Raw genomic sequence first — 12611 nt, 5'->3', positions numbered from 1 at the left:
GAGGGGGTTGTCGATCGAAGAGTGCCGGGACGCGGCCGACCGGGCCGATGATGGACCGCGCGTCGAACTCGCGGCAACGGCTCTTGCGGCGCGACCCCCCTCCCCCTGCCCCCCTCCCGCAAGGGGAGGGGGGACAAGAAAGGAGAGCCCCGTGATAGGAGCTCCACCCATCATTCGACGGTCGCGTCGACGAAGCGCATCCGCTCGTCGGAAGGCAGCTGCACGTTCTGCACGCGCCGGCTGACGCCGTAGATGGTGTTGAGGTTGTAGAGCGGCAGCTCCATCGCCTTGTCGGCGACGTAGGTCGCGATCTGCTGCAGCGTCTTCTCGCGCTCGGCCTGGTCGTAGGTCTTGCGCTGCGCCTCCAGCATCGCGTCCAGCTCGGGGATGCTGTCGTACGGGTTCCACTTCTCGCCGGTGTGGTACATCAGATAAGCGGTGTTGTCGTAGTCGAAGGTCCAGCCGCCCCAGCCTTCCTGGAACAGCGCGCCGGTCTTGCCGTTCGGCACGATGTCGTTGAGGAAGACGTTGCTCTCATAGGGTTTCAGCGTGGCCTTGAAGCCGACCATCTGGAGGTATCCCGCCACCGCCTGCAGCACCTCGCGCAGGGTGGCGTTGTCGCCGCGGAAGTCGAGCTGCAGCGGCGTGCCCGGCCGCACCCCCGCCTGGGCCAGGAGGGCCTTGGCGCCGGCCGGGTCGAAGGGCAGCGCCTTCAGCTCCGGCGGATAGCCGAAGGACAGGCGGCTCTGGAAGCTGACGATCGGCTCGGCCTGGCCGGCCAGCACGGTCTTGACGATGGTGTCGCGATCGACCGCCATGATGATCGCGCGGCGCACCGCCTCCTTCGAGGTCAGCGGGTCCTTGGTGTTGAAGCGCATAGCGTAGACGGTCGGGCCCGGCACGCTGACGATCTGCAGCTTCGGGTCCTGCTCGATCACCGGCACCTGGGCGACCTCGACCTGGGTCGCGATGTCGACGCGGCCGGCCTGCAGCTCGGCCACCCGGGTCGAGGATTCGGCGATGAAGCGGTAGACCAGCTTGTCGATCTTCGGCGCCCCGCCCCAGTAGTTCGGGTTAGCCTCGAGCGTCAGGCCGACCTTCGGCTCGTAGGACACGACTTTGAACGGGCCGGTGCCGATCGGCGCGGCGTTGAAGGCGTCGTCGCCCTTCTCCGCGATGGTTTTCGGCGGCACGATCATGGCGCCGTAGCCGGCCAGCTTGGTCAGCAGCACCGGGTCCGGCCGCTTCATCACGAAGTCGACCGTGTGGTCGTCGACCACCGCGACATGGTCGATCGAGTTGTAGTTCGACTGCTGCGGGCCCTTGGCGCCCTCCGGCCCCAGCAGCCGGTCGAAGGTGAACTTCACCGCCGCGGCGTCGAAGGGCTCGCCGTTCTGGAAGGTCACGCCTTGGCGCAGATGGAAGCGGATGCGGTTGGCATCGTCCAGGAACTCCCAGCTCGTCGCCAGTCCCGGCACCAGCTTCAGGTCGGGCCCGCGCATCACCAGCCCGTCGAAGATCTGGCTGCCGACCGAGCCCCAGGCGACCAGGAAGGTGTCGATCGGGTCCCAGCTGCCGGGGTCCTGCCGCAGGGCGACGGTCAGCGTCCCCGCCGCCTGGGCCGAAGAGACCGCGCCCGGCAGCAGCGCCGCCGCCAGGGCCAGTCCGAGAACATGCTTGCCGATGGTTCCTGTACGCATTTTTCGCCTTCCCTGCTTGTCGCCGCGGCTACGCCTCGATCGCCGCGAAATGGCCCGGGCCGACCGGCCGCAGCCGGTGAATCGCCGGTTCGTCGCCGACCGCGCGCACCGGGCTCGGGATCTCGCCCTCCAGCGCCGGGCGCCGGGCCGCGCGCTCCGGATCGGCCACCGGCACCGCCGCCAGCAGCCGTTTCGTGTACGGATGCTGCGGCGTCTCGAACACCGCCCGGCGCGGCCCGATCTCGACGATCTGGCCGAGATACATCACCGCGACCCGGTGGCTGATCTTCTCCACCACCGCCATGTCGTGGGTGATGAACAGATAGGACAGGCGCTGCCGCGCCTGCAGCTCCATCAAGAGGTCGACGATCTGGGCCTGGATCGAGACGTCGAGGGCGGAGACGGATTCGTCGGCGATGACCAGCTTCGGGTCGCTGGCCAGCGCCCGGGCGATGCAGATGCGCTGGCGCTGTCCGCCCGAGAATTCATGCGGGTAGCGGCCGGCCCGGGCCGCCGGCAGGCCGACCCGCTCCATCAGCTCGTGCACCCGCCTCGTCACCGCCGCGCGGTCCGTGACCAGGCGATGGGTGACGATCGGTTCGGCGATCGAGAACCCGACCTTCTTGCGCGGGTCGAGCGCGGCGAAGGGGTCCTGGAACACGTACTGGATCTTCTGGCGCAGCCGCCGCCGGTCTTCGGCGCCCATCGCCAGCACGTCCTGGCCGTCGAAGCGGATCGAGCCCGAGGTCGGGGCCACAAGCTGCTGCAGGGTCTTGCCGATGGTCGACTTGCCGCTGCCGGATTCGCCGACCAGCGCCAGAGTCTCACCGGGATAAAGATCGAAGCTGACCTCCTCCACCGCATGCACGCGGTGGGTGACACGGCCGAAGACGGTCTTCTTCACGTCGAAGCGCGTCGTCAGCCGGTCGACCGAGAGCAGCGGCGCCGAGGCGTCGGCGGTGTCCTGCACCCGGGTCTCGCCGACGCTGCGGGGCGTGTCGCCGTCCAGCACGATCAGCGGCGTCCGCTTCGGCAGGTCCTCGCCGGCCAGGCTGCCCAGCCGCGGCACCGCCGACAGCAGGGCGCGAGTGTAGGGGTGCTGCGGCGCCCGGAAGATGTCGCGCACCGGCGCCTGCTCGACCTTGCGGCCGCGCCACATCACCAGCACCTCGTCCGCCATCTCCGCCACCACGCCCATGTCGTGGGTGATGAACAGCACGGCCATGCCGAGGTCGCGCTGCAGCTCGCGGATCAGGGTCAGGATCTGAGCCTGGATGGTGACGTCCAGCGCCGTGGTCGGTTCGTCCGCGATCAGCAGCTTCGGCCGGCAGGAGAGCGCCATGGCGATCATCACCCGCTGGCGCATACCGCCCGAGAGCTGATGCGGATAGCGATCGAGCATCGCCCCGGCATCCGGCAGCCGCACCCGGCGCAGCAGCGCCTCGGCCTCCCGCCGCGCCTCGCGCACACCCAGGCCCTGATGCAGCACCAGTGCCTCGGCGATCTGATTGCCGATGGTGAAGACCGGGTTCAGCGACGTCATCGGCTCCTGGAAGATCATCGCGATGTCGTTGCCGCGGATCCGGCGCAGCCGGTCCTCCGGGGCCTTGGCCAGATCGATCGGACCGTCTCCCGCCCGGAACCGGATCGAGCCGCCGGTGATCGTGCCGTTGACGTGCCGGACCAGCCGCATCACCGACAGGGCCGTGACCGACTTGCCGGAACCGGATTCGCCGACGATGGCGAGGGTCCGACCGGGGGCGATATCGAAGCCGAGCGACTGCACGGCCGTGAACGGCCCCTGCGGCGTGTCGAAAGTGACGGTCAGGTCGCGCACCGACAGCAGGGCATCGGAATCCGTGCCTGACCGCGGCCCGTCGAGCGTCTCGACGACGCCGGTCACGGCCCGATCGCCGGCACGAATCCGTTCACCCTGCCCTGCCCCATGCCAGCCCCTGTCCGGAAATTCGACGGCGAACTGTCGAGGCCGCGCCGTTGCCCTGTCAACCGGCTCTTTGCTGCGGCGCCACCAGCGCGTCCCAGCCGGCCATGGCGCAATCGACGACCGCCTGCAGCGCGGCGCAGTCGGCGCCGTTGCGGGCCTGGATGGACAGCCCGTTCAGCACGGTGACGTAATAGGCGGCGACCGCCGCGGTGTCGGTTCTTTCCGGCACGTCGCCCTCGGCCACGCCGCGGTCCAACCGCGCCTTGAGCCGCACCACGGACTGGCGCCCGGCATCCAACAGATAGTCGCGGATCTCCGGGCTGGCCGGAACGCCGACGGCCGAAGCCAGCACGATCATGCAGCCGGGCGGCTGGCCCGGCACGGTATAGGCGACGGCGTGCTCGCGCAGCATCGCCTCGACCCCCGCCCGCGCCGTCGGCGCCTCCTGCAGGGTCCGGGATGCGGTGCCCCCCTCGCCCGCCGCATAAAGCTCCAGCGCCTCGCGGAACAGCGCCTCCTTGCAGCCGAAGGCGGCGTAGAGGCTGGGCGAGTTGATGCCCATGGCGGCGGTCAGGTCGCTCATCGACGCGCCGTCATAGCCGCGCGCCCAGAACACCTCCATCGCCCGGCGCAGGGCGGCGGCGCGGTCGAAGCTGCGGGGGCGGCCCCGTTCGGCCATGGCGGCTCCTTTCTGTATCAGTCAACACATAATTCACTGGACAGCGGCCGGCAAGCTCGATACGGATTTATGTATCGATCAACACAGAAATGGAGGGACCCATGTCCGGACTGTCCGGAAAGGTCGCGCTGGTCACCGGCGGCAGCCGCGGCATCGGCGCCGCGATCGCGGAGCGGCTGGCACGGGACGGCGCCGATGTGGCGCTGACCTATGCCGCCTCGCCCGACAAGGCGCGGGACGTGGTCGGGCGGATCGAGGCGGCGGGCCGGCGCGGCCTGGCGGTCGCCGCCGACGCCACCGACGGCAAGGCCGCACAGGCGGCGGTGGAGCGGACCGTGGCCGAGCTGGGCCGGATCGACATCCTGGTCAATAATGCCGGGGTCTTTCCCTACGGCCCGATCGAGGAGGTCGGCGAGGAAGAGCTGGACCGCGTGCTGGCGATCCATGTCCGCTCCAGCTTCCTGGCGGCGCAGGCGGCGGCCCGGCACATGGGCCGCGGCGGGCGGATCATCTCGATCGGCTCCTGCCTCGCCGATTATGCCGGCGGGCCGAACATAACCCTCTACGTCATGACCAAGGCGGCGCTGACCGGCCTGACCCGCGGCCTGGCGCGCGATCTCGGCCCGCGCGGCATCACCGCCAACATCATCCATCCCGGCCCGACCGACACCGACATGAACCCGGCGGACGGGCCGGGCGCGGAGGGGCAGCGCCAGCACATCGCGCTCGGCCATTACGGCGAGGCCGCGGACATCGCCGCCATGGCCGCCCATCTGGCCGGCGAGGGCGGCCGCTGGGTGACCGGCGCGTCGATCGCCGTCGATGGCGGCGTCAACGCCTGAACTCTGAAACGAAAAGGGCCCGTCGCCTTACGGCGGCGGGCCTCACCAGGCCGTATGCCCAACGCCTAGGCGTGGGCGTGCGGAGTGTGACGCCAGTCCCACAGCGCCCAGGCCGACATGGCCACCGTCAGCACGCCGAGGACCACATGGGTCCACATGGCGTTCATGCTGGCAGCGAAGCCGAGCGCCCAGGGGGCGATGATCAGCCAGACGCCGAGGACCAGGTTCACCCATTCCTCCCATTCGGCGAAGGCCGAGAGCGCCGCGATCGCGATGATGCCGAGCGCCACCGCGATGATCCAGGCGTTCCACGCGGGCACGGTCTCGCCCACGAAGCCGATCACCCAGGGAGAGATGAACAGGACGACCGCCAAGACCAGATTGGCCCAGTCCTGCGGCTTCCTGTCTTCCGTCGTTGCAGCAGCCATGACCAACCTCCACGAATGAAGATCAACCGAGCCACAACGCTTCGTGCGACTGCACGAAGTCTATAATGATCTGGTTTCGTTCGCCGCCCGTTTCAAGGAGGCGGTAGGAAAATGCAGACGGCGGCAGCTATTCCGCCGGCACCTCGACCGGCCGCCGGCGGCCCAGGGTCGCCTGGGCCAGGACGAAGGCGATGACGGCGCAGGTGGTGATGCCCGCCACCATCGGCAGCGCGGTGCCGTCGAAGAACGGGCCGATCACCGCGATCACCACGGCGCCGGTGACGAATTGCAGCGTGCCCATCAGGGCCGAGGCGGTGCCGGCGATCTTGCCATGCTCCTCCAGCGCCAGCACCGAAGTGGTGGGGATGACGAGGCCGAGAAAGCCGTAGCCGACGAACAGCAGCCCGGCCAGCACGTCCAGCCGGTCGACCCCGGCCAAGGTGACGGCCAGCAGCAGCACCATCGCGGCGGCGTAGCCGGTGACCGCGACCCGCACGATCCGGCCCAGGCCGAAGCGCGAGGCCAGCCAGGCCGTGCTCTGCGACACGCCGATGAAGGACACGGCGTTGATCGAGAAGAACACGCTGTAGAGCCGCGGCGACAGGCCGTAATGCTCGATCAGCACGAAGGAGGAGTTGGCGAGATAGGCGAAGAAGCTGGCGATGCCGAAGGCGCCGATGAAGGTGAGGCCGAGGAAGCGCCAGTCGGTCAGCAGCGACCGGTAGCCCCGCAGCGCGCCAAGGATGCTGCTGTCCACCCGGTGATGCCGCGGCCGCGTCTCGGCGAGGAACAGCGCCAGCAGCAGGATGCCGAGCAGGGCGAGGACCGTGACCACCCAGAACACGCCGCGCCAGCCCGCCGCCTCGATCACGAAGCTGCCGGCCAGCGGCGCCAGGATCGGCGAGACGCTGAACACCAGCATCAGCAGCGACATCAGCCGCGCCGCCTCGGTCCCGGTGTGCAGGTCGCGCACCACGGCGCGCGGGATCACCATGCCGGCGCAGGCGCCGAGCCCCTGCACGAAGCGGAAGGCGATCAGCGTCTCGATGTCCGGCGCGAAGACGCAGCCGATGCTGCCGGCCAGGAACACGCCGAGGCCGAGATAGAGCGGCAGCTTGCGCCCGAACATGTCGGAGAGCGGCCCGAAGACCAGCTGGCCGACGCCGAGCGAGACGAAGAAGGCCATCAGGCTGGCCTGCACCGCCTCGGTGCCGGCCCCGAGGCTGCGGCCGATCTCGGGCAGGGCCGGCAGGTACATGTCGATCGCGAACGGCCCCATGGCGGTGAGCAGGCCGAGCACGATCGCATAGCGCAGCAGCGACGAGGACATGGCGGCTTTCCGGAATGGCGATGACGGAGGCGCGCGCCGCCTTTCCGGAGGATCGCCGCGACTCTCTGTCCAAAACTTTGGACAGTATTGTCCAAATCGTCAAGCCTCCTTATGGTGGCGGCATGCGGGAGTTGGAGGAGATCGGGCGGCCGCTGCCGCCCCGGCGCGGCCAGGCGGCCAAGCACGCCTCGGTGCTGGATGCGGCCACGGCCGTGTTCTGCCGCGACGGTTTCGCCGGCGCCAGCATCGACCTGATCGCGGCGGAAGCCGGCGTGTCGCGCCAGACCGTCTACAATCATCACGGCGACAAGGAGGCGCTGTTCGTCGCCGTGGTGCGGGAGATGACCGAGCGCTGCAATGCCGGTCTGTTCGCCACCCTCGCCACCTTCCCCGATCATCCGCAGGATCTGGAGGCGGAGCTGGCCGCCTTCGCCGGGCGGCTGGTGCGCAACTGCCTGTGCAACCGCGAAGGCGCGGCGCTGCGCAAGCTGATCCAGGCGGAGGGCGAGCGCTACCCGGCGCTGTTCGCCGCCTGGCGGGAGCACGGACCCGGCACCGCCTGGGCCGCCATCGCCGCGCGCTTCGCCAGGCTGGCCCATGCCGGCACTCTGCGGATCGAGGACCCGGACCTGGCCGCGCGCCAGTTCCTGGCCCTGATCAACGCCGATTTCCACATCTCCCACATGCTCGGCACCAGGCCGACGGAGGCGGAGATCGACGCCGGCGTGGCCGGCGCCGTTCGCACCTTCCTGCGCGCCTTCGGCCCGACCGCCCCGCCGCCTGCCCTGGCGCAGCGGGCGAGGCCGAACTGACACCTGGCGGTCAAAACCAGACTCCGTCATGGCGAGCCCCGCAGGGGCGTGGCCATCCAGGGCCGCTCGCACCGGCCCCTGGATGGCCACGGCGCTCCGCGCCTCACCATGACGAGAAGGTTGATGTCCAGAGCGGGAACAAAGGCCGCATCGCATCCGATCAGATCTGCCCTGCGCCGATGGCTGGTGCGGATCGAAAGATCTGACATAACATCCGGTCCCACGCCGTCGACGTTCACGCCCCGTAACCGATCGAGCGATCGCCCATGTCCGCTCTCTTCTCCCCGCTCGCCCTCGGCCCGATCACGCTGCCCAACCGGATCGTGGTGGCGCCGATGTGCCAGTATTCCGCCGATGACGGCAGCGCCACCGACTGGCACCTGCAGCACTGGATGACCCTCGCCATGTCCGGCGCCGCGCTGGTGGTGGTGGAGGCCACCGGCGTCGAGCGCCGCGGCCGCATCACCCATGGCTGCCTGGGCCTCTATTCCGACGCCAATGAGCGGTCGATCGCCCGGGCCCTTGCCGCCGCCCGCGCTGTCGCCCTGCCCGGCACCCGCTTCGGCATCCAGCTGGCCCATGCCGGCCGCAAGGCCTCGGCCCAGCGGCCCTGGGAGGGCGGCCGCGCCCTGGCACCCGACCAGGATCCCTGGCCGACCGTCGGCCCCTCCGCCCTGCCCTTCGATTCCGGCTGGCACACGCCGGAGGCCCTGGACGAGGCCGGGCTGGAGCGGGTGAAGACCGCTTTCGTCGCAGCTAGCGAACGCGCCGTGCGGCTGGGCTTCGACGCCATCGAGCTGCACATGGCCCATGGTTATCTGCTGCACAGCTTCCTGTCGCCGCTGTCGAACCGGCGCGACGACCGCTGGGGCGGCGACGCCGGGCGGCGGCGCGCCTTCCCGCTGGCCGTGGCGAAGGCCGTGCGCGACGTGGTGCCCGCCGGCGTCGCGCTGGGCGTCCGCGTCAGCGCCTCGGAATGGGTCGAAGGCGGGTTCGGCGTCGAGGAGGCCGCGGTTCTGGCATCCGAGCTGAAGGCGCTCGGCTTCGACTTCATCTGCGCCAGCTCCGGCGGCAACGCGGCGCATGCGCGCGTCCCTGTCAGCGCCGGCTATCAGGTGCCGCTGGCCCGCGAGATCAAGCAGAAGAGCGGCCTCGTCACCCGCGCCGTCGGGCTGATCGTCGACCCGCACCAGGCGGAGGACATCGTCGCCCGCGGCGATGCCGACCAGGTGGCGCTGGCCCGCGCCGTGCTGGACGACCCGCGCTGGGGCTGGCATGCGGCCGAGGCGCTGGGCGCCGAGCTGACCCTGCCGCCGCAATATGCCCGGGCCGGCGCCAGGACCTGGCCCGGCCGCAAGCTGCTGGACGCCGCGGAATAAGCTCCGCGGAACAGAGAAGAGAAGCGAGAGAGGGAGCCCGGAACGAATGACCGACACCATCGCCGTTCCGGGCCTGACCGCCCCGGCCGAGATCCTGATCGACCGCTGGGGCATCCCGCATCTGACCGCGGCCAGCCTGGACGACCTGTTCTTCCTGCAGGGCTTCAACGCCGCCCGCGACCGGCTGTGGCAGATCGACCTGTGGCGCAAGCGCGGCCTGGGCCTGCTGGCCGCCGATTTCGGCGCCGGCTATCTGGCCCAGGACATCGCCAGCCGGCACTTCCTGTACCGCGGCGACATGGCGGCGGAATGGGCAGCCTACGCCGAGGATGCGGAGGCGATCTGCACTCGCTTCACCGCCGGCATCAACGCCTATGTCGAGCTGACCGAGCGCGAGCCGCAGCGGCTGCCGGAGGAGTTCCGGCTGTTCGGCACCAAGCCGGCGCGGTGGAAGCCGGAGGACGTGGTGCGCATCCGCAGCCACGGCCTGACCCGCAACGCGCTGTCGGAGCTGGCGCGGGCCCATGTCCTGGCCGGGGCCGACGCCGCGACCGACCGGCTGCGCAAGGCGGTCGAGCCGCCGGTCGAGGTCGCGCCGGTGCCGGGCTTCGATCCCGAGGCGGTGCCGCCGGACGCGCTGCAGCTGTTCCGCCTGGCCATGGCACCGGTGACCTTCCCGACGGAGCGCCTGGCCGCGACGCTGGAGGAGGCGCCTCTGTGGCGCGAGGTCACCGATCTCGGCGAGGTGCTGCGGGCCCAGGAGCTGGAGGGATCGAACAACTGGGCGGTGCATGGCAGCCGCACCGCGACCGGCCGGCCGATCCTGGCCACCGACCCGCACCGCACCCATGCCGTGCCGTCGCTGCGCTACCTGGTCCATCTGACCGCGCCCGGCTTCGACGCGATCGGCGCCGGCGAGCCCTGCGTGCCCGGCATCATGATGGGCCACAACGGCACCGCCGCCTTCAGCCTGACCATTTTCGGCGCCGACCAGGAGGATGTGTATCTCTACGAGACCCGGCCGGATGATCCGGAGTCCTATCGCTACGGCGAAGGCTGGGAGCGGATGCGGCGGGTCGAGGAACGCTTCGCGGTCAAGGGCGCGCCGGAGCAGGTGCGGACCCTGCGCTTCACCCGGCACGGCCCTGTAGTCCATGCCGACCCGGCGCGGCGCAGCGCCGTGGCGATCCGCTCGGTCTGGTTCGAGCCCGGCTCGGCCGCCTATCTCGCCAGCCTGTCCGGCATGCGCAGCCGCAGCCTCGACGAGTTCCGCGCGGCGATGCGGCGCTGGGGCGCGCCTTCGGTGAACCAGGTCTATGCCGACACCGCCGGCACCATCGCCTGGCTGCCGGCGGGCCATGTGCCGCAGCGGCCGAACTGGCGGGGCCTGGCGCCGGTGCCCGGCGACGGCAGCCATGAATGGGACGGCATGATGGACCCGGCGCTGATGCCGCTGCGGGCCAATCCGCCGGAGGGCTTCGTCGCCACCGCCAACGAGATGAACCTGCCGCCGGACTGGCCGCATGACGAGCGGCCGGTCGGCTTCGAATGGCTGGAGGACAGCCGGGCCGTGCGGATCCGCGAGGTGCTGGCCGGGCAGGATCGCCACACCGTGGCCCAGTCCCAGGCGCTGCAGGCCGACACGGCGTCGGTGCCGGCGCGGCGGATGCAGCGCCTTCTGGCCCCGATCGAAACGCGCGACGCGGACGCCGCGCGCGGGCTGGGCCTGCTGCGCGGCTGGGACGCCCGGCTCGACGCCGGCTCGGCCGCCGCGGCGCTGTTCGAGCTATGGTGGACGAAGCACCTGAAACCGGGGCTGTTCGCCCGGCTGGTGCCCGACCCGGCGATCCGGCGGCTGCTGGCGCCGGGCGACGTCGCCGGCATCCTGGCGGCGCTGGAGGCGCCGGACGCCCGCTTCGGCGCCGATCCCGCCGCGGCCCGGGACGCGCTGTTGCTGGAGACGCTCGCGGAAGCCGTTCGGGATGCGACACGCCGGCTCGGCGAAGATCCCGCATCCCGGCGCTGGGGCGACCTGCATCACGGCTATTTCGAGCATCCGGCCAGCGCGGCGGCACCCGAGCGCCGCGGCGACTTCGATGTCGGCCCGCTGCCCAAGGGCGGCAGCAGCACCACCGTCATGTATGCCGGCTACCGCCCGGACGATTTCCGGGTGATCACCGGCGCCTCGGTCCGCATCGTCATGGATGTCGGCGACTGGGACCGCAGCACCTGCATCAACACCCCCGGCCAGTCCGGCGACCCGCGCTCTCCGCATTACCGCGACCTCGCCCCGCTCTGGGCCCGCGGCGAGCAGGTGCCAATGCTCTACAGCCGCGCGGCAGTGGAGGCGGCGGCGGAGCAGCGGATCGCGCTGGTGCCGCAACCGTAAGCCCCGGCAAGCCCAGGCGGTTCTTGCATTCCCTTGTCATTGCCGGGCTTGGTCCCGGCAATCCAGAGGGTGTCGACGCTCTCTGGATGCCCGGGTCAAGCCCGGGCATGACAGCAAGGGGGCGGATTCGTTTGTTCAATTGCCTCGGTCGCCAGCCGATCCCGCCTTGACAGCCCTGCCGGCGCGGATGAAGATCGTTTGTATACGAATGAAATGACTGCTGGTTAACGGCGGATCTTCGGAACAGGATCGGGGCCAGGGAGATCAGGCATGTACCTCCGGCCAGGCACGCTGGATGAGGCGGTGGCGGCGCTTTCGGCGCCGGGCGGCCGCATCCTGGCGGGCGGAACGGACATCTTTCCGGCGGCGGGCGACCGGCCGCTGGTCGGACCGATCATCGACATCTCCCGGCTGGCGGAGCTGGACGGCATCGTCCTCGGCGGCGACCGCATCCGCATCGGCGCCCGCACCAGCTGGAGCACCATCATGGCGACGCCGCTGCCGCGCTGCTTCGACGCGCTGAAGGCGGCCGCGCGGGAGGTCGGCTCGATCCAGATCCAGAACCTCGGCACCATCGCCGGCAATCTGTGCAACGCCTCCCCCGCCGCCGACGGCGTGCCGCCGCTGCTGGCGCTGGACGCGGAGGTGGAGCTGAGGTCCCAGGCCGGCATCCGCACCCTGCCCCTGTCCGGCTTCATTTCCGGCAACCGCCGCACCGCCCGCCGCGAGGACGAGATCGTCACCGCGATCATCGTGCCGCGGACGATCGATGCCGGCGCCTCGGCCTTCCTCAAGCTCGGCGCCCGCCGCTATCTCGTGATCTCGATCGCCATGGTGGCGGCGGTGGTCGAAGCGGGGCCGGACGGCCGGGTTGCCCAGGCACGGATCGCGGTCGGCGCCTGCTCCGCCGTCGCGCAGAGGCTGACGGCGCTGGAGCAGGAGGTGGTCGGCGTCCATGCGAAACCCGGCCTCGGCGCGCTCGCCCGGCCGGAGCATCTGGCGCCGCTGTCGCCGATCGACGACGTCCGCGCCACCGCCGCCTATCGCCTGGACGCGGCCCTGACCCTGGTGCGCCGGGCGCTGGATGCCTGCGCGGCGGAGGCCTGA

At 70.8% G+C, this 12611-nt stretch carries 10 protein-coding genes; 5 read left to right on the top strand and 5 right to left on the bottom strand.

Annotated elements, in window-relative coordinates; translation table 11 throughout:
• Positions 1-170: 170 nt before the first annotated feature.
• The 3 genes from G537_RS0123035 to G537_RS0123025 all read right to left on the bottom strand — a co-directional run bounded on the left by G537_RS0123035 (position 171) and on the right by G537_RS0123025 (position 4324).
• Positions 171-1700: an ABC transporter substrate-binding protein gene (locus tag G537_RS0123035; RefSeq protein WP_026872129.1), complete on the bottom strand. Its 1530-nt coding sequence runs from the start codon at positions 1698-1700 to the stop codon at positions 171-173.
• Between the two features lie 28 nt (positions 1701-1728).
• Positions 1729-3603, bottom strand: coding sequence for an ABC transporter ATP-binding protein (locus G537_RS0123030; RefSeq protein ID WP_245579086.1), 1875 nt, complete (start codon positions 3601-3603; stop codon positions 1729-1731).
• 100 nt (positions 3604-3703) lie between these two features.
• The gene (locus tag G537_RS0123025; protein WP_026872127.1) at positions 3704-4324 is read right to left on the bottom strand and encodes a TetR/AcrR family transcriptional regulator; all 621 of its coding nucleotides are present in this window, start codon (positions 4322-4324) and stop codon (positions 3704-3706) included.
• 101 nt (positions 4325-4425) lie between these two features.
• Here G537_RS0123025 and G537_RS0123020 point away from each other — a divergent pair, with 101 nt between their 5' ends.
• Positions 4426-5166, top strand: coding sequence for an SDR family NAD(P)-dependent oxidoreductase (locus G537_RS0123020; RefSeq protein ID WP_026872126.1), 741 nt, complete (start codon positions 4426-4428; stop codon positions 5164-5166).
• Positions 5167-5231: 65 nt separating this feature from the next.
• Here the strand turns inward: G537_RS0123020 and G537_RS0123015 are convergent, their stop codons facing one another.
• Positions 5232-5594: an SPW repeat protein gene (locus tag G537_RS0123015; protein ID WP_026872125.1), complete on the bottom strand. Its 363-nt coding sequence runs from the start codon at positions 5592-5594 to the stop codon at positions 5232-5234.
• Positions 5595-5721: 127 nt separating this feature from the next.
• Positions 5722-6924 carry a multidrug effflux MFS transporter gene (locus tag G537_RS0123010; RefSeq protein ID WP_026872124.1) on the bottom strand — a complete coding sequence of 401 codons (1203 nt, stop codon included), beginning with the start codon at positions 6922-6924 and terminating at the stop codon, positions 5722-5724.
• 122 nt (positions 6925-7046) lie between these two features.
• On the opposite strand from G537_RS0123010, the gene G537_RS0123005 reads away from it, so the two are divergent.
• The 4 genes from G537_RS0123005 to G537_RS45455 all read left to right on the top strand — a co-directional run bounded on the left by G537_RS0123005 (position 7047) and on the right by G537_RS45455 (position 12611).
• A complete protein-coding gene (locus G537_RS0123005; RefSeq protein WP_026872123.1) occupies positions 7047-7736 on the top strand; it encodes a TetR/AcrR family transcriptional regulator in 690 nt (229 codons plus the stop codon).
• A 266-nt stretch (positions 7737-8002) separates the two neighbouring features.
• On the top strand, positions 8003-9115 hold the full coding sequence (locus tag G537_RS0123000; protein ID WP_026872122.1) for an NADH:flavin oxidoreductase/NADH oxidase: 1113 nt from the start codon (positions 8003-8005) through the stop codon (positions 9113-9115).
• Between the two features lie 46 nt (positions 9116-9161).
• A complete protein-coding gene (locus G537_RS0122995; protein WP_026872121.1) occupies positions 9162-11504 on the top strand; it encodes a penicillin acylase family protein in 2343 nt (780 codons plus the stop codon).
• 270 nt (positions 11505-11774) lie between these two features.
• Positions 11775-12611 (top strand): FAD binding domain-containing protein, encoded by an 837-nt coding sequence (locus tag G537_RS45455; protein ID WP_026872120.1) that lies wholly within the window; start codon positions 11775-11777, stop codon positions 12609-12611.

This window comes from Inquilinus limosus DSM 16000 (assembly GCF_000423185.1).
Lineage (GTDB): Bacteria > Pseudomonadota > Alphaproteobacteria > DSM-16000 > Inquilinaceae > Inquilinus > Inquilinus limosus.
Note: the sequence above shows the minus strand (reverse complement) of the source record. Positions and strands in the feature narration are given on the sequence as shown.

Coding starts and splice junctions, on each gene's coding strand:
- G537_RS0123020 (WP_026872126.1), top strand. CDS start 4,426: ATGTCCGGACTGTCCGGAAAGGTCGCGCTGGTCACCGGCGGCAGCCGC.
- G537_RS45455 (WP_026872120.1), top strand. CDS start 11,775: ATGTACCTCCGGCCAGGCACGCTGGATGAGGCGGTGGCGGCGCTTTCG.
- G537_RS0123015 (WP_026872125.1), bottom strand. CDS start 5,594: ATGGCTGCTGCAACGACGGAAGACAGGAAGCCGCAGGACTGGGCCAAT.
- G537_RS0123010 (WP_026872124.1), bottom strand. CDS start 6,924: ATGTCCTCGTCGCTGCTGCGCTATGCGATCGTGCTCGGCCTGCTCACC.
- G537_RS0123005 (WP_026872123.1), top strand. CDS start 7,047: ATGCGGGAGTTGGAGGAGATCGGGCGGCCGCTGCCGCCCCGGCGCGGC.
- G537_RS0122995 (WP_026872121.1), top strand. CDS start 9,162: ATGACCGACACCATCGCCGTTCCGGGCCTGACCGCCCCGGCCGAGATC.
- G537_RS0123025 (WP_026872127.1), bottom strand. CDS start 4,324: ATGGCCGAACGGGGCCGCCCCCGCAGCTTCGACCGCGCCGCCGCCCTG.
- G537_RS0123000 (WP_026872122.1), top strand. CDS start 8,003: ATGTCCGCTCTCTTCTCCCCGCTCGCCCTCGGCCCGATCACGCTGCCC.
- G537_RS0123035 (WP_026872129.1), bottom strand. CDS start 1,700: ATGCGTACAGGAACCATCGGCAAGCATGTTCTCGGACTGGCCCTGGCG.